This is a genomic window from Sphaerisporangium sp. NBC_01403 (assembly GCF_045040145.1).
GTDB lineage: Bacteria > Actinomycetota > Actinomycetes > Streptosporangiales > Streptosporangiaceae > Sphaerisporangium > Sphaerisporangium viridialbum.
Genome location: NZ_CP109534.1, coordinates 8,861,246 through 8,884,754 on the forward strand (window position 1 = coordinate 8,861,246; position 23,509 = coordinate 8,884,754).

At 67.9% G+C, this 23,509-nt stretch carries 26 protein-coding genes and 1 tRNA gene; 10 read left to right on the forward strand and 17 right to left on the reverse strand.

The window, feature by feature from the left end:
- Positions 1 to 58 precede the first annotated feature (58 nt).
- On the forward strand, positions 59 to 1,195 hold the full coding sequence (locus OG589_RS39945; protein ID WP_405143818.1) for an SPFH domain-containing protein: 1,137 nt from the start codon (positions 59 to 61) through the stop codon (positions 1,193 to 1,195).
- A gap of 61 nt (positions 1,196 to 1,256) precedes the next feature.
- On the forward strand, positions 1,257 to 2,366 hold the full coding sequence (locus OG589_RS39950) for a hypothetical protein (protein WP_405143819.1): 1,110 nt from the start codon (positions 1,257 to 1,259) through the stop codon (positions 2,364 to 2,366).
- A 31-nt stretch (positions 2,367 to 2,397) separates the two neighbouring features.
- On the opposite strand, the gene OG589_RS39955 is transcribed toward OG589_RS39950, so the two are convergent.
- Together OG589_RS39955 and OG589_RS39960 are read right to left on the reverse strand one after the other, a co-directional pair.
- A complete protein-coding gene (locus tag OG589_RS39955; RefSeq protein ID WP_405143820.1) occupies positions 2,398 to 2,973 on the reverse strand; it encodes a pyridoxamine 5'-phosphate oxidase family protein in 576 nt (191 codons plus the stop codon).
- Between the two features lie 78 nt (positions 2,974 to 3,051).
- Positions 3,052 to 3,885 carry a hypothetical protein gene (locus OG589_RS39960; protein WP_405143821.1) on the reverse strand — a complete coding sequence of 278 codons (834 nt, stop codon included), beginning with the start codon at positions 3,883 to 3,885 and terminating at the stop codon, positions 3,052 to 3,054.
- Positions 3,886 to 4,240: 355 nt separating this feature from the next.
- Between OG589_RS39960 and OG589_RS39965 the strand changes: the two genes are divergently transcribed.
- The 4 genes from OG589_RS39965 (at position 4,241) to OG589_RS39980 (ending at position 6,777) form a co-directional block, all read left to right on the forward strand.
- Positions 4,241 to 4,519 carry a hypothetical protein gene (locus OG589_RS39965; protein ID WP_405143823.1) on the forward strand — a complete coding sequence of 93 codons (279 nt, stop codon included), beginning with the start codon at positions 4,241 to 4,243 and terminating at the stop codon, positions 4,517 to 4,519.
- A complete protein-coding gene (locus tag OG589_RS39970; RefSeq protein ID WP_344934913.1) occupies positions 4,516 to 4,902 on the forward strand; it encodes a hypothetical protein in 387 nt (128 codons plus the stop codon). Before OG589_RS39965 ends, OG589_RS39970 begins: the two co-directional genes overlap by 4 nt.
- 811 nt (positions 4,903 to 5,713) lie before the next feature.
- The gene (locus OG589_RS39975; protein WP_405143824.1) at positions 5,714 to 6,421 is read left to right on the forward strand and encodes a cytidylate kinase family protein; all 708 of its coding nucleotides are present in this window, start codon (positions 5,714 to 5,716) and stop codon (positions 6,419 to 6,421) included.
- 140 nt (positions 6,422 to 6,561) lie between these two features.
- Positions 6,562 to 6,777, forward strand: coding sequence for a hypothetical protein (locus OG589_RS39980; protein WP_405143825.1), 216 nt, complete (start codon positions 6,562 to 6,564; stop codon positions 6,775 to 6,777).
- A gap of 35 nt (positions 6,778 to 6,812) precedes the next feature.
- Here OG589_RS39980 and OG589_RS39985 read toward each other — a convergent pair whose 3' ends face one another.
- Positions 6,813 to 7,304 (reverse strand): YajQ family cyclic di-GMP-binding protein, encoded by a 492-nt coding sequence (locus OG589_RS39985; protein ID WP_405143826.1) that lies wholly within the window; start codon positions 7,302 to 7,304, stop codon positions 6,813 to 6,815.
- A gap of 141 nt (positions 7,305 to 7,445) precedes the next feature.
- On the opposite strand from OG589_RS39985, the gene OG589_RS39990 reads away from it, so the two are divergent.
- Positions 7,446 to 7,527: transfer RNA gene (locus tag OG589_RS39990), tRNA-Tyr, on the forward strand.
- A 120-nt stretch (positions 7,528 to 7,647) separates the two neighbouring features.
- On the opposite strand, the gene OG589_RS39995 is transcribed toward OG589_RS39990, so the two are convergent.
- From OG589_RS39995 to OG589_RS40060, 14 genes are all read right to left on the reverse strand, one after another.
- On the reverse strand, positions 7,648 to 9,033 hold the full coding sequence (locus OG589_RS39995; protein WP_405143827.1) for a tyrosine-type recombinase/integrase: 1,386 nt from the start codon (positions 9,031 to 9,033) through the stop codon (positions 7,648 to 7,650).
- Entirely contained in the window at positions 9,033 to 9,224 is a 192-nt protein-coding gene (locus tag OG589_RS40000) for a helix-turn-helix transcriptional regulator (protein WP_405143828.1), read from the reverse strand. The genes OG589_RS39995 and OG589_RS40000 overlap by 1 nt, the downstream gene beginning before the upstream one ends.
- A gap of 139 nt (positions 9,225 to 9,363) precedes the next feature.
- Positions 9,364 to 10,554, reverse strand: coding sequence for a DUF3631 domain-containing protein (locus tag OG589_RS40005; RefSeq protein ID WP_405143830.1), 1,191 nt, complete (start codon positions 10,552 to 10,554; stop codon positions 9,364 to 9,366).
- Between the two features lie 52 nt (positions 10,555 to 10,606).
- On the reverse strand, positions 10,607 to 11,515 hold the full coding sequence (locus tag OG589_RS40010; protein WP_405143832.1) for a bifunctional DNA primase/polymerase: 909 nt from the start codon (positions 11,513 to 11,515) through the stop codon (positions 10,607 to 10,609).
- A 131-nt stretch (positions 11,516 to 11,646) separates the two neighbouring features.
- The gene (locus OG589_RS40015; protein ID WP_405143833.1) at positions 11,647 to 12,372 is read right to left on the reverse strand and encodes a hypothetical protein; all 726 of its coding nucleotides are present in this window, start codon (positions 12,370 to 12,372) and stop codon (positions 11,647 to 11,649) included.
- Positions 12,369 to 12,719 (reverse strand): hypothetical protein, encoded by a 351-nt coding sequence (locus OG589_RS40020; RefSeq protein WP_405143835.1) that lies wholly within the window; start codon positions 12,717 to 12,719, stop codon positions 12,369 to 12,371. The genes OG589_RS40015 and OG589_RS40020 overlap by 4 nt, the downstream gene beginning before the upstream one ends.
- Positions 12,720 to 12,734: 15 nt before the next feature.
- Positions 12,735 to 13,211 (reverse strand): single-stranded DNA-binding protein, encoded by a 477-nt coding sequence (locus OG589_RS40025; RefSeq protein WP_405143836.1) that lies wholly within the window; start codon positions 13,209 to 13,211, stop codon positions 12,735 to 12,737.
- 28 nt (positions 13,212 to 13,239) lie between these two features.
- Positions 13,240 to 13,524, reverse strand: coding sequence for a hypothetical protein (locus tag OG589_RS40030; RefSeq protein ID WP_405143837.1), 285 nt, complete (start codon positions 13,522 to 13,524; stop codon positions 13,240 to 13,242).
- A gap of 308 nt (positions 13,525 to 13,832) precedes the next feature.
- The gene (locus tag OG589_RS40035) at positions 13,833 to 15,971 is read right to left on the reverse strand and encodes a hypothetical protein (RefSeq protein ID WP_405143839.1); all 2,139 of its coding nucleotides are present in this window, start codon (positions 15,969 to 15,971) and stop codon (positions 13,833 to 13,835) included.
- A 70-nt stretch (positions 15,972 to 16,041) separates the two neighbouring features.
- A complete protein-coding gene (locus OG589_RS40040) occupies positions 16,042 to 17,697 on the reverse strand; it encodes a hypothetical protein (RefSeq protein ID WP_405143841.1) in 1,656 nt (551 codons plus the stop codon).
- The gene (locus tag OG589_RS40045) at positions 17,694 to 18,794 is read right to left on the reverse strand and encodes a hypothetical protein (RefSeq protein ID WP_405143843.1); all 1,101 of its coding nucleotides are present in this window, start codon (positions 18,792 to 18,794) and stop codon (positions 17,694 to 17,696) included. The genes OG589_RS40040 and OG589_RS40045 overlap by 4 nt, the downstream gene beginning before the upstream one ends.
- Positions 18,794 to 19,186 carry an RRQRL motif-containing zinc-binding protein gene (locus OG589_RS40050; protein ID WP_405143844.1) on the reverse strand — a complete coding sequence of 131 codons (393 nt, stop codon included), beginning with the start codon at positions 19,184 to 19,186 and terminating at the stop codon, positions 18,794 to 18,796. The genes OG589_RS40045 and OG589_RS40050 overlap by 1 nt, the downstream gene beginning before the upstream one ends.
- A complete protein-coding gene (locus tag OG589_RS40055; protein ID WP_405143846.1) occupies positions 19,186 to 19,728 on the reverse strand; it encodes a WhiB family transcriptional regulator in 543 nt (180 codons plus the stop codon). The genes OG589_RS40050 and OG589_RS40055 overlap by 1 nt, the downstream gene beginning before the upstream one ends.
- Before the next feature lie 90 nt (positions 19,729 to 19,818).
- On the reverse strand, positions 19,819 to 20,031 hold the full coding sequence (locus OG589_RS40060; protein WP_405143848.1) for a hypothetical protein: 213 nt from the start codon (positions 20,029 to 20,031) through the stop codon (positions 19,819 to 19,821).
- 192 nt (positions 20,032 to 20,223) lie between these two features.
- Here OG589_RS40060 and OG589_RS40065 point away from each other — a divergent pair, with 192 nt between their 5' ends.
- The 3 genes from OG589_RS40065 to OG589_RS40075 all read left to right on the forward strand — a co-directional run bounded on the left by OG589_RS40065 (position 20,224) and on the right by OG589_RS40075 (position 23,503).
- Positions 20,224 to 20,988 carry a GntR family transcriptional regulator gene (locus OG589_RS40065; protein WP_405143849.1) on the forward strand — a complete coding sequence of 255 codons (765 nt, stop codon included), beginning with the start codon at positions 20,224 to 20,226 and terminating at the stop codon, positions 20,986 to 20,988.
- Between the two features lie 36 nt (positions 20,989 to 21,024).
- On the forward strand, positions 21,025 to 22,116 hold the full coding sequence (locus OG589_RS40070; RefSeq protein WP_405143851.1) for an alanine racemase: 1,092 nt from the start codon (positions 21,025 to 21,027) through the stop codon (positions 22,114 to 22,116).
- Between the two features lie 199 nt (positions 22,117 to 22,315).
- Positions 22,316 to 23,503 (forward strand): DUF262 domain-containing protein, encoded by a 1,188-nt coding sequence (locus OG589_RS40075; protein WP_405143853.1) that lies wholly within the window; start codon positions 22,316 to 22,318, stop codon positions 23,501 to 23,503.
- The last annotated feature ends 6 nt before the right edge of the window (positions 23,504 to 23,509 follow it).

Genomic DNA, 23,509 nt, shown 5'->3' on the forward strand with positions numbered 1-23,509 from the left:
TTGCTAGGGTCTTTCGGGGGTCATGGTCGAAAGCACCGTGCGGGCTGGGGGAGATCTTGTGGGACTGATCGACAAACTCCGAGGCGAGTTCATCGACATCGTCGAATGGCTCGACGACAGCCGCGACACGATCGTCTGGCGCTTCCCACGGTACGACAACGAGATCAAGATGGGCGCCCGCCTCGTCGTGCGGGAATCGCAGACCGCGGTCTTCGTCAACGAGGGTCAGATCGCCGACGTCTTCTCTCCAGGCACGTACACGCTCGAGACCCAGAACCTGCCGCTCCTGTCGACCCTGAAGGGCTGGAAGTACGGCTTCCATTCCCCGTTCAAGGCGGAGGTCTACTTCGTCAACACCCGGCAGTTCACCGACATGAAGTGGGGAACCCAGAATCCCGTCATCGTCAGGGACGCCGAGTTCGGCATGGTCCGGCTGCGCGCGTTCGGCGCCTTCACCGCCCGCGTCGTCGACGCGCCCAAGCTGCTCAAGGAGCTGGTCGGCACCGACCCGCAGTTCCGTACCGACGAGGTGCGCGACTACCTGCGACAGATGATCGTCGGCCGTCTGGGCACCGCCCTGGCCACCGCCCAGGTGCCCATGCTCGACCTGGCGGCCCACCAGGACGCCATGGGGGTGCGCCTGGCGGGCGTACTCAGCGAGGATCTTTCCTCGGTCGGGATCGACGTCCCCACGTTCATCATCGAGAACATCTCCGTCCCGCCCGAGGTGGAACAGGCGCTCGACAAGCGCACCCAGATGGGCATCGTGGGAGACCTCCAGCAGTACACCCGGTTCCAGGCGGCCAACGCGCTGGAGGACGCCGCGAACAACCCCGGTGGGGGAGCCGGCGAAGGCCTCGGTCTCGGGATGGGCATCGCGGCCGGGCAGCAGCTTGCGGCCGGCCTCGGACAGGCATCGCCCCAGCCGACGTCCGCGACGGTGACGCAGGGCGCGCAGGCCGGCTCAGCGGGGCCGCCCCCGCTGCCGGTGCGGGACCAGTGGTACCTCGGGATAGGCGGTCAGCAACAGGGCCCCTTCGACCTGGCAGGGTTGGCCGCTCAGGTCCGTAGCGGCGCCCTCACCGCGACCACGCTGGTGTGGAAGGCGGGAATGCCCCAATGGGCCCCCGCACAGCAGGCGCCGGAGATCGCCCACCTGCTCACCGGCACCCCGCCGCCGCTCCCACAGCCCTGACTCCCGTTCCTCCCCTGACGGCCGAGGGCGCCGCATCGAGAACCGAGAAGAGAGCCCGCGCATGACTGATCAGACGGCGGCGGCCGGGTCGCCTTCCTCGTATGCGTGCGCGGGATGCGGCGCCCGTGTCGAGTACGTCCCCGGGACGACCGTCCTGCGCTGCCCGTACTGCGGGCACCAGCGGCAACTCGCCGCGGCGGGCAGGCAGGTCCGGGAGCATCCATACGCCGAGCTGGCGGGGCTACTGCCCCGAAAGCCGCTGGCCGGCGTGGACGGCCATGTCCTGGGCTGCGAGAGATGCGGAGCGCGGACTCAGAGCAGTGCTCTGTCGGAGATGTGCCAGTTCTGCGGGGCCCCGCTGGTCGCCGACGTCACTGCGGGCGACCAGATCGCGCCCGAGGCGGTGCTGCCGTTCGAGGTGGATCATGACGGTGTACGGACAGCTCTGCGCCGCTGGGTGTCGTCGCGATGGTTCGCCCCGACGAGCCTGAAGAGGGTGACGGAGGCAGAGTCGCTCAAGGGCACCTACCTGCCGCACTGGACCTTCGACGCCAGGACGGTCTCGGACTACGACGGCCGGCGCGGGGACCACTACTGGGAGACCGAGACCTACACCGAGACCGTGAACGGTGAGCAACAGACCCGGACACGGCAGGTCAGGAAGACCCGCTGGCGTTCCGCCAGTGGCACCGTGCGGCGCGACTTCGACGACGTCCTGGTCGCCGCCACCCGGCACCTGGCGGAAGCACAGCTGGGCAAGCTGGAGCCATGGCCGCTGGAGCACGTGGTGCCGTACCAGCCGGACTACCTGGCCGGATATCAGACCCTGCGCTACGACACCGAGCCGGAGGCGGGGCTCGCCACGGCGAAGACCGTGATGGCCGAGGTGATCGAGCAGGACTGCCGCCACGACATAGGAGGTGATGAGCAGCGGGTCACCTCGGTCGACACCCGCTACTCCGACATCACCTTCAAACTGGTTCTGCTTCCGGTGTGGATCGCCTGCTACCTGCACGGCGGGCGGACCTGGCAGGTGCTCATCAACGGTCGTACCGGCGAGGTCATCGGGCAGAGACCGTACAGCGCCATCAAGATCGCCATGGCGGTCGCCGTCGCGACGGCGGTGCTGGCGGTCGCCATCCTGCTGATCGTGCAATCCCGCGCAAGCTGACCCACCCGTCCCCGCGAAGCCCGGTCGCGGCTCAGGAGTGCTCGTTGACCGGGTCGGTCTCGTCGGCGGTCAGCCCCGGGAGGCCGTCGATGCTCTGCCTGTTGTTCTTGGCGCGGTAGGCGCGCTTCTGCTGGACGTCCTTGCGCTGCGCCCACTCGTCGAGCAGCGAGCGGTCCTCGTCGTACGTCATGAACGGTACGGAGAAGCCGCACGAGTCGGAGATGCGGTCGCACTCCACGACGATCACGGATCGCACGCCCGGGTGCGGGCCGAAGAGCTTGACGAGATCGTCGAAGCCGTCGTCGTGCGGGGTGACGACCCGGCCCCGCCCGTACAGGCGCACGATGTTGGGCGGGCCGGCGAACGCGGCGAACATGATGGTCACGCGGCCGTTGTCGCGGATGTGGGCGATGGTCTCCACACCGCTGCCGTCGAGGTCGAGGTAGGCGACCGTGGTGTCGTCCAGTACGGCGAACGTGTCGGCGTACCCCTTGGGGGAGACGTTGACGTGCCCGCCGTGCTCGGGAGCCGTCGCGACGAAGTAGACCGGCTGCTTGGAGATGAACGCGCGCAGCCGGTCGTTCAACTTCTCATGGACCTTGCCCATTTTCCCTCCTAGCCCCGCTATATGGGACTTTACTCGGAGGGCTTTCCGAGCCAAGCGGAGGGCTTTCTGAGCCGCTGGTCACTCCCCGGGCAGCCACCAGCTCCACAGGCCGCTCCGTACCTTGAACGAGTCGACCTTGGCGAGGTCACCCGTGGACGGGTCCACGGTGCTGATCGTCGCCCGCGTGATCGTACCGTCGTCCGTGGTCCGCAGGTGCCAGAGCGCCAGCTTGCCGGAGTCATCCCAAGAGATCCGGTACGCGCTTTCCTTCGAGCTGATCCCGAGATCGATGGCCGGAGAGACCGAGTCCGTCGACAGGTCGTACTGCCTCAGGCGGGGCTTGCCGGAGGTTGGGGTGATCACGACGCCGACGGTCACTCCGTCGTCCGCCAGCGCGACCGGCGAGTTGTTCGACACGACCTGCGGCACCTCGCGGCTCTCCCCCTGCTCGCCGTCGGTGCCGTAGACCACGAACTCGGTCGTGTTGTCGCCGGTGTACCGCGAGACGAGGATCCGACGGCCATCGGGGCTGAAGCCCTGCACGCTGTCCCCGCCGGGCAGCTTCGCGACGTCGCCGCTTCCCAGGTGGACGGCGAGCGTGGGCCGCTGGCCGGAGTCGTCGGCGTAGTCGAGGACCACCACGTCACCGCTGGGGGACAGGGTGGGGTCGACGTCGGTCATGCCGAGACCCTTGGGGACCTTCGCGGTCGTGCCGGGCAGGCTGCGCACCTTGCCGCTCAGCATGTCCTTCCAGACCAGCTTGCGGTCGGACTTGCGGAAGTACACGACCCGCGTACCGTCCCCGCTGACCGCGATCGGCGCGATGTTCTCCTTGTCGACCTTGCCCTTGGCGTCCCTCGGCGAGACGGTGGCATCGGCGAGCTTGACGGTCTTCCCGCTTCGAAGGGTCAACTCCCAGGTGCCACACGGTACGAGGTAATCCTTCTTCGGGCAACCGTTCAACGAGGCATAACGTACCGCTTTAGTACTATTTATGGTGCTTTTGGCGGAGGTGGATCCCGTTTGCGCCTCCGCCGGGCTCGCTATGGTGGCCGCGGCGGCCATCGCGAGGAGGGTGAACGTGCGCGCGTGCTTCATGGCGCGATCCTTTCGTCACTTTCAATAGATGCCATGAACGCGTGAAAGGTTGAGTCACGATTCGGCGTCACCGCCTCGCCCGTTCGTACGACCGAAGTGGGCGGAATTCATGGCAGACGCCGACGGTGAAAGGGATGCCTGCCGGGCCTTCGGCGTCTACCGTCACGGTATGGGGCACTCCTCCTTCACCATCAGACTGAACGACGTCCAGACCGAGGCTCTGATGCGCCAGGCGCACCTTGAGGGGCGCAGGGTCGAGGACATCATTCGCAGCGCGGTGCAACGGCACATAGAAGCCAGGCAGGCGGCCATCACGCTCATGTCCCGCTGGTGCCTGGACCGCGAGGACCTCGAGGCCGCGGCCGTCGCGCTCGACGTCGCACCCCTGACCGACGAAGAGTGGTCGCAGGCCAACCGCCCGCCCATGACCCGGACCCGGGTGTCATGATCCCTGGACGCGTTCTCGACGTCAGCGCGCTGGTGGACATCGCGGTCGCCAAGACGCGCTACTCGCGCCATGTCGTGGCGATGTGCCTCTACCGGGGAGGCGGCCTGTGCGTGCCGTCGACCGCGCTGGCCGCCGTGTACTCCATCGCGCCGCTCGACACCCAGGCCGAGCTGTTCGACCTGATCATGGGGCCTGGAGTCACCATCGACGACCTGACGGCGGGCAAGGCGCCCGACATCGGCGAGCTGCTGGACGGCGCCAACGACGTGGTCGCCGGCCACGTGGTCTGGTGCGCCCGCAACACCCACTGGCCCATCCTCACCGACCGAGGCGACCAACTGACCCTCCTCGACCCCCGAATAATGATCGACCCAATCCCCTGACCCGGGATTCTCCGCGATCGCCGGCCAGGGAGGCGTGGGGAAAACCACGCTCGCCATTCATCCGGCGAGCGCTATTGGGAGGCGCACTCCCTGCACGGGCTCGGCGACGTGTTGATGGACCTCGGCCGCGCGGAGGAATCGGCCGCGTGCTTCAGCCCATGGAATGACCAGGTGCGGGACGAGCGCCAGCCCCAGTGCCCAGGCCGGCAGCACCAGTACCGTGCCCAGAATGAGCGGCGGTGCCCCCACTGGTAGAACCGCACGGTGTCCGTCGCGACCAGCAACTTGCCGTACGCGAGGAAGAGCATCGGCAGGATCGCGGCGTTGCCAGCGGCACCAGACTGAGAACTCTGTCGCTCACCCGCTAGCGGTAGTTCGTGAACCGAACTCCGTCACGGAGTGACCTGCGGCAATACCGATATCATGCCTCTGAGCTGCTGATCTGTATCTCGTGGTCTGTCATCGTTTCCGGCTGTTTTCGGTGCTGTGTGCCCTCATAGTGCCCTGTTCCTCCTCGGCTGCGCCCTGGTTGACGGTCGTTTGAGACGGTGGGAGGGGAGGTCGCGCCACGAATTGAGAGGGCCTGTGCTCCTCCGACGAGCCGTCGGCGGGTCGCGTTAATGAAGTTCAGCCATGCCGATCGTGGCCTTCGACATCGTCGGGTCATGCAGCTGACCTCGGCGCCCGCAGGGACATCCATCTCCGGATCCGAGGGTGTTGACCTTACGCAGGAGCATCAACTCCCCATATCGTCTCGATATATCGATTCGATGCAGCGAGGGCAATGCGTCAGACGCACGGATGGGGACAGATGATGCAACACGGCACCCGCGACGATCTCCTCGGCCGGCTGACCGCGGAGATCGGATCCGCCACGACCACGCACCCCCTAAGGGTCGCCATCGACGGGCCGCCCGCCGCGGGCAAGACCACGCTGGCCGACGAACTCGCCGTCGTTCTCCGTGCGCAGGGCCGCGAAGTCATCCGCGCGACGATCGATGACTTCCTGTTCCCCCGGGCACAGCGCTATCGACGCGGCCAGTACTCGCCCGAAAGCTGCTACTTCGACGCCCACGACCGCGACGCGATACGCCGGGTGCTGCTCGACCCGCTGGGCCCGGACGGAGACCGAAGGTTCCAGACAGCGGTCTACCACCGGGAAACGGACACCACACTGTCCCTCCCGATCACCACGGCCCCCGCGGACGCTGTGCTGCTCTTCGACGGTGTCTTCCTCCTACGCCCAGAGTTGCTCGACCGGTGGGACCTGAGCATCTTCATGGCCGTCACGTTCGATCGGACGTTGGATCGCGCCCAGGCCCGAGGCACAGCACTGGCCGGACCCACCGCCGACACAACCGAGATCGAGCGGTCCTGGCGCTACCGCTACATCCCCTCCCAGCAGCTCTACTTCGCTCAGGCCCGCCCGACCGACCACGCCGACATCATCGTGAACAACGACGAGCTCCAGCGGCCCGCCTGGGAAGTCAGACCGCACCGATCGGTACACAAGATTTGACACGGATCAGCCGTCGGCTCGAACCGAGTGAATCCCATCACAGCCGGCCACCTGAAACGCAACACAAGCCGCGATGAACGTCCCCCACAGGCCTTCGCTGATCGGCAAGCCCAATCACCACACGAACACCACCGCACACGTTGAGTGCGGACAGAAGGCGGCACTTCGCCACGCTGCTGATCCACAAGGGCGCGAGCGTGAAGACGGTACAGCACGCCCTCGGCCACAGCACGCCCGTGGTCACGCTCAACACGTACGTGGGGGAGTGGCCCGAGGCACAGGAGAAGACGCGTGCCCTGGTGGACGGCGCGCTCGGCCGTGTGCCCCGGATGTGCCCTCGGGAGACTCTGGCTTGATGAACCACTAGGTCAGAGCCTTGAGAACCGGCTGGCTAGCGGTAGTTCGTGAACTGCAGGGCGATGTCGAGATCCTTGCCCTTCAGCAGGGTGATGACATCCTGAAGCTCGTCCTTTTTCTTGGAGCTGACCCGAAGCTCTTCCCCCTGGATCTGCGCCTTCACACCCTTGGGGCCCTCGTCCCTGATGATCTTGGAGATCTTCTTGGCGTGCTCCTGGTCGATGCCCTCCTTGAGCTCCACGACCAGGTGGTACTCCTTGCCGGACAGCTTGGGCTCGCCGGCTTCCAGTACCTTCAGGGACAGCCCCCGCTTGATGATCTTTTCCTTGAACACGTCAAGGACGGCGTTCGCGCGTTCCTCGCTGTTCGCCTTGATCTCGATGTTGTTCTGACCCGACCAAGCGATGCCCGCGCCCGTGCCCTTGAAGTCGAAGCGGTGCCCGACCTCCTTGACCGTCTGGTTCAGCGCGTTGTCGACCTCCTGCCGGTCGATCTTGCTCACCACGTCGAAACTGCTGTCGGCCATCGGTATAGGTGTCCTCTCTCGTCCCTCCGACCCTAGCGACCCGAGGCGGGTGCCGTGTGGATCAGGGCGCGGTCAAACCGGTGTCACAGGCACCCCGGAAGTCCGCTATTCTTCTTGCTGTCGCCGCGAGAGCGAAGACACGGCAGGTTGCCCGAGTGGCCAAAGGGAGCGGTCTGTAAAACCGTCGGCTCAGCCTACGCAAGTTCGAACCTTGCACCTGCCACACCAGCGTAAAGAGGCCCTTGACCAGCACGTACATGGTCAAGGGCCTCTTGCTGTGTGTCCGGCTGTTCATGGTCGTCAACGGCGATCTACGGGGGCTCGCGTCGTATGCGCGTCGGTATCAGTCGGCCCCTTGGGGCGCCTTCAGGGCCTCGCTGATGAGCTTCCGGGCGGTGGCGTCCTGGCCCACGATGCACTTGGCGTAGACCCGCAGAAGCACGTTCACGCTGTGCCCTGCCCACTCGGCAACTTGTGGCGCTGGCACCCCCGCGTTGAGCCACGTCGAGACGCAGGCATGCCGTAGGTCGTACGGCCGCGCCGCGAGCGGTGAGGCGGCCTCAGCCTTGCTCAGCGCCCCCGTGCGGGCCTTCTGCCAGACGCGGCCATAGACGCTCTCCGACAGGGGGCCGCCACGCTCTCCGACGAACAGGTGACCATCGGGGCTCACGCCGTGATCCGTGAGGTGACTCCGGAGAATGGCCACCAGGGGCGGCGGGATCGGCACCGGCCGGACTGCCGTACGTGCCCGGTGCTTGAGCTCTCGCGACTCCCGGCGCTTTCCGTTCCCTGTCCAGTCGGCGCCGACCGCCGGCGCCGAGTCGCCGAGACAGAACCATCCCCATTCATCGCCGTTTTCGGCGTCGGGAAGGTCGATCTCATCGGCGGTCAGGTCCGCGGCTTCCGCCGGTCGTAGAGCCGAGTAGTACATGACCGCGAAGAATGCCGTCAGTGGCGCCATGGTGTTTTCGACCTCGGCCAACAGCGCCTCGGCCTGTTGTGGGTTGACCACGCGGCGGGGAGAGACTTCCTCGGCAACCTTGGGCGTCTTCCATTTCACGCTGACCAGGGGATTACTGGTCAAGAGCTTGGCCGGACTCACCGCGTAGTCGAGAACGTTGTAGAACACCGCGCGCTTTCGAGCGATCGTGGTTCCGGCCGCGGTCTTTCCGGTGAGGGTTCTGGAAATGCCCTTCAGTGTCTCCACCACCACGGCCTCATCCGCGAGGGAGGCCACGGGAAGGGTGTTCTTTTCCAGCCATGAAACCGCACGGGCGATGTCGTCGGGCACCGCACCGGCCGCGCGCCGCGGTTTGTGAGCGGCCCACTTGGACACCGCTTGACGGATCTCTTTCTTGGAGGGCTGACCGGCAGCGTTGGCCAGCAAGGACAGCGTGGCGGTTGCCAGAGCATCGGCGATGGAACGGCGCGAGTTAGGGGCGGCGTCGTCCCAACGGTGATCGACGTAGTCACACATGAGCGACCACCAGCTCACCGAGTGAGCGCGCTGTCCGGAGTGTTCAGCGGGGCGGCCGGTGGCCATGTCGAACGGCTTCCCCTGCCGGATGGCGGTGAGCAGTTCGGCGCGGAAGCTATCGGCGAGTGCCCGCGTCGTGAAGGTCTCCCGCCATGGCTTGTCGGCGGTGAGCCAGCGCACGGTGTAGGTGTTTCCGCGCTTGTTCTTGTTGGTCAGTACGCGCCACACGCGCACGTCATAAGTGGTGTTCATCAAGCGGCGTCCTCGTGGGCGGCGAGCCAGCGTTCCAACTCGGCGCGACGGATACGCAGGCTGCCGTTCGGCAGGGTGATGCACTTCGGAGCGCGGCGCTTGGCGCGCCAGTCGTAGAAGGTCGAGCGGGAGATGCCGAGTTCGGCGCAGACCTGGGGCACGGTCAGGGGCTTGGATCCGGCGGTGGCCATGGCTCGCGTACGTCCTTCCGGGTGATCGGCAAGGGGTGCGTCTAGGGGAGGGTGCGAGTTTTGGAGGGGGTAGCCGTCCCAGCCGTCCCAGCCTCATTTGTGCAGGTCAAAGCTGGGACGGCTTTTTCGGTGGGACGGCTCAAGCCGTCCCAGGAATCGGAGCCGTCCCGGGCTGACCTGCGATGACGAGGCTGGGACGGCTGGGACGGCCACCCCTGCCGAACGGGACCAACTCGCCTTCAGGAGGGGGCTCGGTGGCAGGGCAGTAGCGCGCCCAGGCATCGAGGAAATCGGCCCGCTGGTACCCCTTGGCTTGAGTGCCGTTGGGGAATCGGATGTTGGCCGAACGGATGTCGTACTCGCGCAGCATCGCGCCGAGCTTCATGGCGGTCAGGCCGGCGACCCCGTGGTCGGCCCATTCGCCCTCGGGGTCGGCCTTGAGCCGTTCTAGCAGAACCGCGGTGGGCAGCGCGGTATCGGCGCCGAACGCGCTGCGGCAGTCGGCCAGGAGTCGGATACGTGCTGAGGACTGGTCGTTGTCATCGGCTTCAGCGGTCAGGGCGACGGCGGCGGCGCGGGCGCGGTCGGGCCAATGGATGCCGGCATGGTCAGCGACGGCCACGAGGGGTTCCCATGTGTCGGCGGCGCGGTCTTCCAGCGGCATGGGTGGTTCGGCTTTTTCCAGGGTGGGCAGGTTGGCGCGCAACCAGGCCGACAGGTCGGCGGCCAGGTTGCGCAACGGCGAGCGGTCGCGCTTGTGCCGGTAGGGGGCGACGGTTTCGCCGGGGCCGCGGCGGCGCATCCGCACCACCACGGCGCGGTCTTCGATGGTGTCGGGCATGGCGCCGATGCCAGCGAGCGCGGCCATGGCGAAGGTCGGGATGCTCTCCACGCGGTTGGTGGCGGCGTCGTAGCGTTTGGCGGGACGGTTGCGCTGGTGTCCGGCATTGAGCAGGCCGCGCAGGTCTTCATTGCCGTCCGCCTTGGGGCCGAAGATGGTGTCGGCCTCGTCCACGAGCATGGTCGGCGGGTCCTCGGTGATGGACCGGTAGACCGCGGCGCTGCTGCTGTTGACGGTGATGAACGGCTCGTGACAGGTGGCCTCCACGATGTCCAACAGCCGGGACTTGCCGCACCGCTTTTCCGGGCCACGGATAACCAGCCGAGGGGCGTGCGCCCATGCGGGTTGGGCGTGGGTGGCGGCGATCCACAAGGTGACGGCGTGGGCGGCCTCGGGCGTGGGCAGGATGACGTACCGCGTCATGGCCGCGTGCAGCATGTCCAGCAGCGCGGCGCCGGCGGTTTGCTCGGTGGGCTGTGCGTGATTCATGGTGGTCCTCCGATGGCGGGTGTGGGCGCGCAGGGGTGTGGTCGCATGCGGGTCATGGACTGCGCATGCCGGCGTCGATGCCGTGACCGATGACGGCGGCCAGCACATGCGCAGGCCGGGGGTCGCGGCTGTGGGTGTTGGCGGTCTCGGCAGCCTGCTGTAGGGCTTGCTCGACCACGCCGCGGGGGAGTACGCCGCGGGCGATCAGCTTGCCGAGTTTCCAGCCGGCGAGGTTGAGCGCGCGGTTGCGCCCGCCATCGGGGGCGTTGACGACGCGTTCGACCTCGCCGGACAGAGCGGCGTGGCTGTAGCGAGACAGCCGGGCGTGGTCGAGGGCGGTCGGCCGCGGCGCGGTACTCGCCGGCGTGGTGGGCGGCGGGGTGAGGCGTGCGGCGAGCCATGCAGGGAGCGGGGCCGGTGGGGCCGGGTTGGTGACGCGGTAGGTGCCGGTGCCGTCCAGTTGCGCGACGTAGCTGCCGGGGCCAACGACGTAGCCGCCGCGGGCGCGGGTGTCGATCAGCCAGCCCAGCCCTTTGCCCCTGTTCCCGCTGGTGTTGCCCAGGGTGGTGCCGTCCGGCACGGTGAAATACAGGTGAGTTCCGCCGCGGCGGGTGGTCACGGTGAAGGTGTCGGCGGGGTAGGGATGGCCGTGCTGGTCGCACAGATCCCGGAAGACCTCCTGCCCGGTGGTTAAGCCACGTTCGGCGTACTCGGCGGGTAGGTGCTGGCCGGGTTTGGGGGTGTCGAGGTCCACGACCAGCAGGCGGGACGGGCCGCACGCGACGCCGACGTTGCAGGGAGCGCGGGTCCACATGCGGGTGATTCGGTCGGGGTCGGTGGTGGCGTGCTGTTCCCAGGCGGTGAAGCCGCGTAGCGGGTATTTGCCGCGGGGGGTGAGGGGGAAGACGTGCCAGCCGCGGCCGGCGCAGTCCAGCGCCGCGGCGGTCAGTTCACGAGTCATGCGTTCCTTCCCTTCGGTGGGCATGCGGGCAGGTGAGAGGGCGGGGGGGAGATCAGCGGGGGCGGACTATCCCCCAACTGGTGGCCTTGCCGGTGCGCCGGTAGTGCCACCAGTTGGGGGGGGTGAGTTGGTCAGGCGGCGATAGCGTCCCTGTCGCCGTGGCAGGTGGTGCCGCCGGGGTCGAGGGCTGCGGCGATGGCATGGCCGATGTGGCGGGTGTAGGCGGGCGGGATGGCCTCGCGCAGCCCGTCACGGGTGGCCCAGGGCATGCCCATGTCGTCGCGGGCTTGCTGAACGCCGGAGAAGTTGCCGACATAGTGCCGGAACTCGTGCGGACGGGCCGGGCGGCCCATCTTGGCCAGCGGCGCCACATGCGCGGGGTGTTCGGGCTGGGGCAGCACCATCCCGCCGCCGGTCTCAAACAGCCGGTGCCGGTAGGTGCGCAGCCCCATGCCAGCCATGGCCCCGCACAACAGCACCGGGTCACGCAGCGGGGCGCCGGGCACATTCTCGATTACGTACGGCAGGCCGATCTCTTCCAGCGCGTCGCGGGTGGAGGCAATCAGGTCGGGGTGGGCGCGTCCGCGGATGCGCTGGGCAAGGGTGTGGGCCTGGCAGGGCGGCGAGGCGTGAACCAGGGCGAAGGTCGCGCGTATCCAGTCGCGGTTGCCGCGCAGGAAGCTCACCGCGTCGGCCCGGTGAAACCCCTGTCCGCAGTAACGGGGCTGGGGGGCGATGTCCACGCCGGTGACGTGGAAGCCGGCGAGCTGGTAGCCGCGGGTGGCGCCGCCCTGGCAGCAGTAGGTGTCCAGGACGCGCAGGGCACCGGTCGGCGGGGAGGTGGCAGGGGTGGTCATGCAGCGATGTGCCTTTCGGAGTCAGAGAGGATCGCGGCGGTGATGGTCTGCTCTAGGCATGCCTTGTGCACGGGGTGGCCGTCGTCGTCGCCGAAGTGGGCGGTCTTGCCGCAGTACTGGCACGGGTCGGGGCGGGGGCCGGTGTAGGTCATGCAGTTGTCGCAAGTGGGCGGGTGCCGGGGCGGTGAGCCGGGGCCGGCGACAACGCGCACCTGGCAACACAGGACACAGCCGACCCGGTGATGCAGCACGGGCCGGGGGGTGGGCTTGGCCCAGTTCAACAGCAGTCGGCCGTTCCACATCCGGTAGCGCCGGCCGCGGTAGGTCACGATGCCCTCGGGGTCCATCGCTCACGCCCTTCGCTAGAACGGCGGCTCGTCACCCTCCCAGCCGCCGGACGCGCCCGCGTCGGCCCCGGCGGGGGTGGCGGTGTGCCAGGGGTCACCCTCGGGAGCGCCGGTGCCGGTGCGGCTGCGGCCGGTCTTCTTGACCTGGGCGGTCGCGAAGCGCAGGGACGGGCCGACCTCGTCCACGGTTATCTCGTAGACGGTGCGGCGCTCGCCCTCTTTGGTGTCGTAGGTGCGCATGCGCAGCCGACCGGAAGCAATGACGCGGGTGCCGCGGGTGAGCGACTCGCAGACGTGCTCGGCCATCTCCCGCCATGCCGAGCAGCGCAGGAACAGCGGCTCGCCGTCCTCCCACTGCTCCAGCCGCTTGTTGTAGGTCCGGGAACTGGACGCGATGGTGAACCCGGCAACGGCGGTGCCGTTCTGGGTGAAGCGAAGTTCGGGGTCGCCGGTCAGGTTGCCGATGATGGTGATCGTGGTCTCGCCGGACATGAGCGGGTTCCTTCCGTTTGGTGATCGGTCAGCGGACGTTGAGCAGGCGGGCGCCGGCGCGGGGCCGGTGGCCGGTGCCGTTGCAGGTGGGGCAGTAGCCGCGGGTGTGGGCGAAAAGCAGGCTGTAGCGGTAGCCGGTGCCGCGGCAGGGGCGGCAGCGGGTCTCGGGGCGGCGGGTCAGCGCGTGCCGGTAGCCGATTAGGGCGAGGGCGGCGGCCGGGGGGAGTGCGAGCAGGGCGAGGCCGGGTGGAATGTGCAGGGCGCCGACGAGGGCTAAGGCGGCGAGCAGGGTGATGCTGGCGATTTTTGGCATGGCGAAGCACAACCTTCGGCAGGTAGAGGGGACGGGAGAGCGTGCGACCTAGACGGCTTTGGTCACTTTCAGTGATGTACGGCGGGGTGTGCCGGGCGGGTGCGGGGCTGGCACCAGCGGGGAGTGTGGGCCTCCCACGTGGGGGGCGGATGGGAGGGGGTGACGGGGCTTCAGGAGGGGAAAACCAGGGTGTTCAGTGGGACTCCCACACCTCCCACAGAAGGTCTGTTTTCGCTGGTGGCTGTGGGTGTGGGAGTCCCACGTGGGAGGGGTTGGGGTGTGGGAGTCCCACGTGGGAGTCCCACACCCTAGGCGGCGGGCCAGTTGGCGACGTGTTCGGGGATGTCGATCTCGCTGCGGTGGATACGCTGTGCGACCGCGATGAGGTCGTCTCGGGCGTAGCCGCGGCGGGAGGCGCCGTTTCGGTTGAAGGCGTTGTCCAGCGGGGCGATGCCCAGCGGGCGCAGCAGCGCGGCTAGCTCGTGCTTGGTCAGTCCCAGCGTGGAGGCCAGGTCTTCGCTGTGCATGCGGTCGTCGTCGGCGTCGGTGAAGGTTTGCAGGGCTCGGCGAAGGATCTCCGGCAGCGGCCAGCCGGGTACCGCTGCGCCGGGCGTGGCGGGCGGCGGGCTGGCGGGCACGGCCGGGACCGGTCGCGCGGCGGGAAGGGGGCGGGGGTCGGGCCAGTCGGCGGCCGACGCGGCTGCGGCGGGCCGGGTGGGGATGTGGGCGATGGTGTGAGGGTCGGCCCAGGTGTCGGCCCCGCCGGGCAGCACGGTGAATCGGCGGCCGTGCGCCGATGGCGCCGTGGGGTCGGCGGGAATCGCGGGGGATAGGTCCGGTTCGTAGCCGCCGGTCGGCTCGTCGTCGTGGTTGGCTTCGAGGTCGGTGAAGGCGGCGCGCATGCGCTGGTAGCGGGTGGCGTATGCCTCGCCGGCGGCGTGAGCGGATGCGGTGTCGAGGTCGGGGCGGGTGGTGGCGATGGCGATGGCGGCTTGCTCGATCTGGGCGGGCAGCACGTTGTAGGCGCGGAACGGGCGCGGCGTGGCGCCGTCGAGGCTGACGAAACCGGTGCCCTTGCCGGCGAGCTGGTCCATGGACACGCCGGTTTTCCAGCCGAACATGTGTCCCAACTCCTCCTCGTCGGGGCCGTACATCTGGATGCGCACGCCGGTTTGCTTGCGCATGTTGACCGGGATCAGGTCCGAGGTCGGGCGCAGGGCTGAGACCACGAGGTTGACCGCCTCATTGCGGCCGATCTCCTGGAGGTCGCTGAGCAGTCCTTCCAGGGCGCGGTCTTTGACGGCTTGCGCGCCCTCGTCCACCACGATGGTGATCTGTGGAAGCTCGGGGCTGACCGGGAGAAGGTTGGTGTTGTGGGCGCGCTTGAGCCGCCGGTAACTGGCCTTGCGGTGCTTGGCGATGGCGATAGCGGCGGTGAGCATGAGCTTGCCCTCCCGCAGGTTGGGCGCGGCCCAGTCGATCGGGCAACGCCGGACCCGCCCGTCCAGCCACACGTCAATCCACGGTTGGGTGAGTCCACCGCCGTTGAGGTCCAGGTGCCAGACGATGTTGTCGCCGCACCGGCCCAGCGCAATGGACATGTCCTGCAACAGGGTGGTCTTGCCGCTTCCGCGCTTGCCCGCGATCAGGACCGACTCTTCGCGGACTAGGGCGGCGGCGGCGTCGGAGTTGGCGTGCTCGCCGAACTCCATGGGCTCCAAGATGGAACGCGGGGTGTAGTCGGCGGGGTAGGTGATGGCCTTGGCCATCCGGTTGACCGTGGACACCCGCAGCACCAGCGCGCCGCGGTTGGCACCGCCTACGATCTCCACGCCACACCCTTCGGGAAGGCGGGCGTCGGTGGCCAGTGCTTCGGCGAACCCTTCGATCTGCTTGCGGGTCACCCCGCCGCCGGGCAGGTCCACATGCACGTCATAGCCGGTGCCGGTCGGCCAGGTCACCACGTCGGTCACGGTGACGCGGACGCGGCAGACCCGCGCGATACGGGCTTCCCATTCGGTGCCGATGCGCGCGCTCTGGCGTAGCACGAGGGCGGTACCGGGGCGGCGGGCGCGGGTGGTGGCGCGTCCCAGCGGGGCCAGGATCGCGGCGGTGATCGCGCCGACGCCGAGGGCGGCGAAGGTGTTGAGCGTCCATGGGGTGGCGGCCAGGGTGTAGGTGAGCCAGCCGCCGCCTCCGATCCAGCAGGTCAGGCGGTAGATGAGGGCGGCGGGGGCGGTGCCGGTGTGGGCGGCCACGACGACCGTGCCCAGCACGCCGGCCGCGGTGACCGCGCCGCCCCACATCGGTTCCAGGGCGGTTGTGTCTCCGACCGTTGCCAGGGCGGCCAGGGCGAGCGCGCCGGTGGTGGTGGCGCTGATCGGGCCGCGCGGGGCGAGCGACCAATCCGCTCGCGGGCGGGGCTTGGCGGTCGTGGTGGTGCCCACTTCGGATCTCTCCTTTCGATCAACGGTCAGCCGGGCCGGTCACCGGCCCGGCGCCGGTCGTGAAGGGTGGTCAGACGTTCCACAGCGGTTCGTTGGTGCGCGGGGCTTCCTCGCGGCGAAGGTCGTCGGCGTGGACCTGGCGGAACATCGGCCCGATCTCCTCGGCGAGCTTCATCACGTGGGCTTGGGCCTGGTAGAGCTGGTGAATCATGTCCACGACCACGCTGTTGATCGGGTACTCGGCCTGAAGGCGCTGGGTGTACGTGCGGATGGCCAGCGCCACGTACGCCGGGACCTCAGGGAGCTGGTCCAGTTCGCGGGCCACCACGAACATGTCGGCGGGGGCGTAGCGGGCGGCGGCGGCGTTCATGTCGGCCGCAGCGGCGGCCAGGGGGAACGTGCTCATGCTGGGCGTTCTCCTGTGATAGACGCGATGACGGGCATAAGCAGGACGGACAGGTTCGGCGACGGGTGCGGCGTCGGTTGTGGTGGTGGCAGGGCCGGTGTCCTCCTCAGCGGTCGTTGTGCTCTCGGTCGTGTCGGCAGATGTGGTTTCGGGCGCGGTCTCGGTGTTCTGGGCGGCGGTCTGGCCGGTGCCGGCGTCGGCCTTCGCGGGCTTACGGTGGCGGTGCCACCAGGCGGTCAGCCACGCCACCAGCGCGACCACGCCCGCGGTGATCTGGGCATCCCAGCGGCGAGCGCCGGCGCGGGCGGCCAGCGCGGCGCGGCGGGCGTGCCGGAATCCGGTGGCGGTGCGGGCGGCGGCCCATGCGGTCGAGACCCGGCGGCCCGTCCGCCGGTCGGCCCACGCCCCGGCACGCCGCGCACCGCGGGTACCACCGGCCCGGTGCACCCGTCCGCCCGCGGCACCAGCGGACCGGGCGCCGTCGGCGGATGCCCGGCGGGCGCGACGGCGCCACGCGCCGTTCACCAGTTCGCGGGTACCGGCGGTCATCTCGGCATCCCAGCGGCGCGCCCCACGTCCAACCGCACGACCGACGTCCCGCAGGCGGCGGGCACCTTGCCGGGTGGCGTGCATTGCGCGGCCGGTCGCGGTGCCAGCGGCATGCCGCGCACCGTGCCCGCCACCGGCCGCACCGCGGCGGCCGGTCCGGCGGTGCCCACCCGCAGCCGACGTGCCGCGCGGCGTGCCGGGACCGGATGCCGGGTCGGCCGCGCGTCCGGCGCGCCCGCTGCGGCCGAAGGACCGGAGCGCGGCCGATGTACCGCGGTCGGTGCGGTGCGAGCGTCGGGCCGGTGCGCCGAACCACGGGCCGGACCGGTCGGCGGACCGTCCGCCGGTCCGCGCGCCGGTGCGGCCGGTCGATGCAGTCGCGGCCTCGCGCGGCGCCCGTCGCTCTCGGCGGGGCCGGGCGGCGCGCATGGGCTGGTCGTCGCGGCGGCGGCGCCATCGGGCGTAGGCCATTGCCCCACCCCCGGCGGTGATGGTGGTCGCGCCGGCGGCCAGCCCCCACACCCCGCCCACCTGGTACAGGCCGGCGAGCAGGGCGGCGGTAGCCGACAACCCGCCCACGGCCAGATGCGCCGCTGGCATCCCCTCGCGGCCCTCGTCGGAGTCGTCGCGGTTGTCCGGGTCGGCGTGCGGCGTCTCGGTGGTCGTGTCGGCGGACGCAGGGGTCGGGATGGTCGGCGCGTCGTGCTGGGGCGGTTGCTCGGGTGCGGGAGTGGTCGGCGTCTGGTCTTCGACGGTGGCGTCTGCGGTCACTGGTGGTCACCTCCTTCGGTCTGCGTACGGGCCGGGTCGGCGTCCGTACGGGGCTCCGGGTCGGGTGTACGGGCGGTGATGGCCGTACGGGGTTGGTCGCCGATCACGCTGAGCCGGGCTTCCCGGACGGCCTTTTCCACCCAGGACCGGCTACGGCCGGCGTGTCCCATAAGGGCGGGATAGTTGGGTTCCCACCGGTCACGGCGCCCGGCGGCCGAAAGGATTTGTTCGCGGACCTCGGCGATGAATACCTCGCGGTCCATCGGGGTGGGCGGCTGGTCGGTCTCCGTACGGGTGGGGTCGTCCGTACGGTCCGTACGGGGCGGGTCCGTGCGGCCGTCCGTACGGGGTTCCTCCGTACGGGGCTCGGGGCGTACGGACAGCGCCCGTACGGCCTCACGAAGGTCGGCCTTCACGGTGGCCAGCGCACCCGCGAACTCCTCGCGAACCTCGGCCACCAGCGCGTCACGATCGATCGGCGGCGCGGGCGGTTCGGCCGGTTCTGTGTCGATCAGTTGCGCGGCTGCTTGGCGGCATGCGGTCTGCACGGCCTGGGTGATCTGGTGGCCCAGCAACGTGACAGCCTCGGTGGCGCACAGCACCATGACCGGCGGCACCGAGTGCAACAGGATCGAGGCCGGGTCCAGGACTTCCCACGCTGACCAGGTGTTCATGGCGTAAGTGGCGGCCAGCGCGGTCCACTTGGTGCGCCGGATCCATCCGCCCGGCTTGACCTGGTAGCGGGCGATGACCTGTTCCCCGATCAGGGTGGCGATCAGGATGAGCGACACCATCGGGTCCAGCAGCCACGCCGACCACCACCCCGGGTCGTTGCGGGTGGTGTCGCCGGCGGCGAAGTGCTGGACGTTGACCGCGGTGAAGGCCAGCCCCATCACGATCGCGACCCACGACAGCCGGTAGACCCAGCCGCGTAGCCGTTCGATGCGCAGCGCGACCACGTCGGGGTCCACCTGGAAGGCGCGCACGTCGGCGGCCTCGCGGGCGGCGGTGGCCAGCTTGGCGGCCTTCTTGGAGCTACCACGCGGCGCGACCGTGCCCGTGGCAACCGGGTGCCAGAGAGCCGATCCAGCGGCCATCACGCGGCCCTCCTTTCCTGGGCTTCGGCGCAGGCCAGGCAGACGCCGAGATGGCGGGGCAGCACGTAACCGGCGTCGGTCTTGCAGGTCGGGCAGGTGCGGCGGGCGGCGTTCGCCTTGGCCAGCGCGCCAAGCTGGGCCGCGGTCGCGGCGCGCTTGGGCAGGGCCAACCGCTCGTCGTACAGGAAAGCGGCGCGCACCCCACCGCGGGCGCGGTACCGGGACGACCGCCATAAGACCTGCCCCTGCACGTACTGACCGCCGGGCCGTAGCCCTCGTGCGGTGAGTTGGCGCAGGGTGAACAGATGTGGCGGCGCCATCCGCCATGGCCAGGTGGGGATGCCGTACCGGGCGCCGGTGGGGTCGAAGAACGTGCCACGGAAGCGGCTCATCAGGCAGCCTCCAGCCAATCGGTCCGGGTGGCCTGGGCGTCGATCTCGGCGGCCGTCATGCCGGCCCACACCCCCGACGCTGGGCAAGCCTTGAGGGCGTAGATGCCGCAGACCTGGCGTGCCGGGCAGGTGGCGCAGACCTCACGCGCCACGTCCTCCCGCGCGGCCTTCTCGCTGGGGGACTCGCTGCACGCGGGGCCGAGGTGCAAGGCGGGGTCATAGACGCACTGGGCGTTCTCGGCGAGCGCGCCGGGCGCGCCGAGGGCGGCCAGCGTCGAGGGGTGGACGGGGATATAGGTGGCGCCGTAGGTCGATGCGGCGGCACGGGCCAGCGTGACCATGTCGGCGGGGTCCTCACCGGTTCCGCAGACTTCAACGAGGCGACCCTCATACCGCTCGACGGCCGCCCATACCGGGGTGCCGGTGATGTAGGTATGCCGGTGAAGCTCGTCAGTGACGGGCTCCACACCGACCGTGTGCCAACCGTAGGCGCGGCCGGCCGGGGCGGGGTTGGCCGTGCTGATCGGGACGGGATTCGTCATGATGGGGGCACTCCTGGTGACTCGGATGGGTTACGGGAGGGGGGCGGCTCTGTGTCTTGGCGGATCGGGGCCGTCCCTTTTTGCGGTCGGCTAGCCGAGGTTGGAGGCGAAGGCGATCAGCGCGTCCGCCACCACACCCAGGCCGTGCATTGCACTGGTGGCGGTAGCCGCGGCCTTGACCGGTTCCCGGACGATGAAGTACAGCGCGCAGGCCAGCAGCAAGAAGGGCAGGAAGCGCGTGCGCTTGGGCATCGGCATCATCGCGGGAAGTCCCTCCGGGTGACGGTGCAGGTAACGCACCATGGCTCTTTGATGGGCTGTTCGACTCCGGCATGACGGGGCAGGTATGCTGCCTGGTGCAAACGCCAAACGTTTGTCGATAGCCCGATGATGGACCCGTTCCCGGCGTGCTGTCAATAAACGCCAAACGTTTGTCGTTTCCGAATTGCCGCGAGCGGTGCCGGAAATCGGACTAGTTGCACTAGAGAGGTATGTATGGGTCAGCCGGGCAAGTTGGGCTTCCGTCAGATCGCGTCGCAGATCCGGCAAGAGATCGTGAAGGGCGTCTATCCGCCTGCCACAGTCCTCCCGGCTGAGCCGGTGCTGGGCGAGCGGTACGGCGCATCGCGAAGCCTGGTCAACAGGGCAATGCAGGTACTAGCCGCAGAGGGCATGATCCGCCCTCGTCAAGGGAGGGGAACCTTGGTCACCTACATTCCGCCGATGCTGCATTCGCCAGCGCGCTACTCCCGAGAGACCCGCGAGGGCGGGCAGGCTCGTGGAGCCTTTGACGCAGAGGTGCGGGCACTTGGGCTCGAACCTCAGCACGAGATCACAACCGAGAAGGTCGTACCGCCGGATGATGTCGCCGATGCCCTCGGACTGCCCCGGGGTGAGGAGAACGCCCTTGTCCGTCGCCGGCGCCTACTCGCATCCGGTATCCCGGTGCGCTTGAACGCGTCGTGGTTCCCGCTGTCCATCGCTGAAGGGACAGTCTTGGAAGAGGCGGGGCCGGTCATCATCGGTGGCGTCAAGTCAGCACTCGCCGAACTCGGCTATCCCCAGACGGAAGCGTCCGAGCGCATCATCGTTCGACCTCCCACAGACGGCGAAGCTGAGGCCCTGGAGATCAGCCCGGAGCGCACCGTTATCGACATCTTCCACGTCGGCAAGACGGCAGATCAGCGGGCCGTGGAAGTGACCACGACCGTTACGCCAGCTCACTATCTGGTGATTGAGAACAGCTTCCCTCTCACCTGACGTACAGCCAGACACGACCCGATCGGAGACGATGCAATGACAGCCACACTGCCGATGCACACGCGGGCCTTGGAACTGGCCGACGCGGGCGAGCTACCCGCGTACGTGTACGACCTCGCCGACCTTGACGCCCACATGGCCACCGTGCGGGCCGCTCTCGGGGACATTGAGATCTACTACGCCGTAAAGGCCAACCCCGACCCGCAGTTGATGCAAGTGATCGCGCCGTACGTCGATGGCTTCGAGGTGGCTTCGGGGGGAGAACTCGCCCACGTGCGCGCGCACTTCCCGGACACGCCGATCGCGCTGGGGGGCCCCGGCAAGACCGACGCCGAACTCTTCGCCGACGTGACCAGGCTGCACATCGAAAGCCCCAGCGAGATTCGCCGGCTGTTCGCGGCCGGCTGGTCCGCCGAGGTGTTGCTCAGGGTCAATCTCGACATCCCCATCAGCGGCGCGTCCCTGGCCATGGGCGGCGGCGCCACGCCGTTCGGCATGGACCCCGCGGGCATCTCCGAGTGCCTCGACATGCTCGCCGGTCAGGACGCCGTACGACTGCGCGGCATCCACGCCCACCTCGCCAGCGGACTGGACGCGCCGGCGATGCTCAAACTGGCGTCCGGGATTCTGGACTACGCCCGCGGGCTGGGAGTCACCGAGATCAACCTCGGGGGCGGCATGGGCGTGTCCTACGCCGACCCTGACGCCCGCTTCGACTGGAAGACCTACGGCGAAGGGCTAGCCGCTCTCCGGCGTCCGGGCGAGACCTTGCGCATCGAGCCGGGCCGGTCCCTGACGGTCTACTGCGGCCGGTACGTCACACGGGTCATCGACGTCAAGCGCGTCCACGGCGAGCTGTTCGCCGTGGTGGCAGGCGGAACACACCACATCCGGACGCCCGCGACCAAGGGACACAGCCAGCCCATGGTTATTGAAGAGTCAGGGGAGCCGACTACGATCGTCGGTCAGCTCTGCACGCCCAAAGACATCATGGCGCGCCACGTCCCGGTAAGCCTGAAGACTGGAGACGTGGTCGAGTTCCTCATGGCTGGCGCATACGCCTGGAACATCTCTCACCACGACTTTTTGATGCATCCGAAGCCCACCTTCCACTACCTGCAAGGCTGAGCTAGTCATCGTCCGAAGAGGCCCGAGTCTTTCTCCGGGCCTCTTCGCCGTTGGGGGCCTCTTAACCCCTCCCACTGAGAGTTGGGGGATGAGGTGAGCGTGTAGCGATGGCAGGATGGCGCATTTGACACATCCTCAGCCAGATCGAAGTAGCGGAGCTAGAGTGTCACCCACGCAACCATCAGGAAGGAGCCACCAAGTGTCAGAGCAAGAGACTGATCTCACGAATGTTGACCTCGGCGAGCTAGAGGAGGAGGAAGGCTCGGGACAAATCGATGAGTACTCTATCGTAGCGTCTCCGAACGATTTCAATACGCTCACGATGAATAGCTTCATCGAACAGGGGGCTATTAAGATTCCGCCGTTTCAGCGGAATTACGTATGGGATCGTCGGCGTGCCTCTAGGCTTATTGAGTCACTCATCTTGGGCCTGCCGGTCCCTCAGGTGTTTCTCTACGAAGAAGGCGAAAACGACTTCCTCGTTATCGACGGCCAGCAAAGGCTTATGACCGTCTTCTTCTTTGCGAAAGAGAGGTTTCCGCGAAAGGAAAAGCGCAGCATCCTGCGCCAGTTCTTCAATTCAGAAGGAGGGATTTCGCCTGACATTCTCGACAACGATGAGTATTTCGAGACATTCAAGCTGAGCCTCCCCAGCGGTCCAGGGCAGAAAGCTAACAAATTCTCGGGCCTAACGTACAGTACTCTGGGCCAGTACAAACGACGATTCGATCTGCGGACGATTAGAAACATTATCGTTAAGCAAGTAAGCCCCAATAATGACGATTCGTCAATGTTCGAAATGTTCAACCGTCTGAACACCGGAGGAGTTAACCTAAATCCTCAGGAGATCCGGGCGAGTCTCTATCATTCGAAGTTCTTCGACGCCCTCTTTCACTTGAATCAGGAACCCAAGTGGCGTGAACTTCTTGGATCTCCGGACCCGGACTCGCGAATGAAGGATATTGAGGTTATCCTTCGCAGTCTTGCCCTCCGAGAAGGTACCGAGAAATACGCAGGCTCGATGACGGCTTTCGTTAATCGGTTCTGCAAAACCTCAAAATCTTTCGGTGAAACCAAGGTTGCCGATATTTCCTCTGAGTGGGAATGGTTCATGGGATTGAACTCGGCCTGCACTCGAACCACGTATCAAGCAGGATCAGCCCGCTTCAGTCCGCTCCTATTTGAGGCGATCTATGTTGCCGCCCTTGCTCTCCGAGACAACGGACACAGCCTTACTGTGATAAAGCCGCAGTGGGTCGAGCGTATCGGAAAAACCAAGAATTTCACTCGCTGGACGCATGAGGGATCAACCAAGACGCTCAACTTGACAGAGAGGCTCAAGGAGGCTCGCACGCTGCTCTCCGAGTTGGTCGGCAGTGACTCATGAGGCCGA

Bases quoted from the DNA above. Each gene is read 5' to 3' on its own strand.
- OG589_RS39950 (WP_405143819.1), top strand. From the start codon at position 1,257: ATGACTGATCAGACGGCGGCGGCCGGGTCGCCTTCCTCGTATGCGTGC.
- OG589_RS39955 (WP_405143820.1), bottom strand. From the start codon at position 2,973: ATGGGCAAGGTCCATGAGAAGTTGAACGACCGGCTGCGCGCGTTCATC.
- OG589_RS39965 (WP_405143823.1), top strand. From the start codon at position 4,241: ATGGGGCACTCCTCCTTCACCATCAGACTGAACGACGTCCAGACCGAG.
- OG589_RS39970 (WP_344934913.1), top strand. From the start codon at position 4,516: ATGATCCCTGGACGCGTTCTCGACGTCAGCGCGCTGGTGGACATCGCG.
- OG589_RS39975 (WP_405143824.1), top strand. From the start codon at position 5,714: ATGATGCAACACGGCACCCGCGACGATCTCCTCGGCCGGCTGACCGCG.
- OG589_RS39985 (WP_405143826.1), bottom strand. From the start codon at position 7,304: ATGGCCGACAGCAGTTTCGACGTGGTGAGCAAGATCGACCGGCAGGAG.
- OG589_RS39995 (WP_405143827.1), bottom strand. From the start codon at position 9,033: ATGAACACCACTTATGACGTGCGCGTGTGGCGCGTACTGACCAACAAG.
- OG589_RS40000 (WP_405143828.1), bottom strand. From the start codon at position 9,224: ATGGCCACCGCCGGATCCAAGCCCCTGACCGTGCCCCAGGTCTGCGCC.
- OG589_RS40005 (WP_405143830.1), bottom strand. From the start codon at position 10,554: ATGAATCACGCACAGCCCACCGAGCAAACCGCCGGCGCCGCGCTGCTG.
- OG589_RS40010 (WP_405143832.1), bottom strand. From the start codon at position 11,515: ATGACTCGTGAACTGACCGCCGCGGCGCTGGACTGCGCCGGCCGCGGC.
- OG589_RS40015 (WP_405143833.1), bottom strand. From the start codon at position 12,372: ATGACCACCCCTGCCACCTCCCCGCCGACCGGTGCCCTGCGCGTCCTG.
- OG589_RS40020 (WP_405143835.1), bottom strand. From the start codon at position 12,719: ATGGACCCCGAGGGCATCGTGACCTACCGCGGCCGGCGCTACCGGATG.
- OG589_RS40025 (WP_405143836.1), bottom strand. From the start codon at position 13,211: ATGTCCGGCGAGACCACGATCACCATCATCGGCAACCTGACCGGCGAC.
- OG589_RS40030 (WP_405143837.1), bottom strand. From the start codon at position 13,524: ATGCCAAAAATCGCCAGCATCACCCTGCTCGCCGCCTTAGCCCTCGTC.
- OG589_RS40045 (WP_405143843.1), bottom strand. From the start codon at position 18,794: ATGGCCGCTGGATCGGCTCTCTGGCACCCGGTTGCCACGGGCACGGTC.
- OG589_RS40050 (WP_405143844.1), bottom strand. From the start codon at position 19,186: ATGAGCCGCTTCCGTGGCACGTTCTTCGACCCCACCGGCGCCCGGTAC.
- OG589_RS40055 (WP_405143846.1), bottom strand. From the start codon at position 19,728: ATGACGAATCCCGTCCCGATCAGCACGGCCAACCCCGCCCCGGCCGGC.
- OG589_RS40060 (WP_405143848.1), bottom strand. From the start codon at position 20,031: ATGGTGCGTTACCTGCACCGTCACCCGGAGGGACTTCCCGCGATGATG.
- OG589_RS40065 (WP_405143849.1), top strand. From the start codon at position 20,224: ATGGGTCAGCCGGGCAAGTTGGGCTTCCGTCAGATCGCGTCGCAGATC.
- OG589_RS40070 (WP_405143851.1), top strand. From the start codon at position 21,025: ATGACAGCCACACTGCCGATGCACACGCGGGCCTTGGAACTGGCCGAC.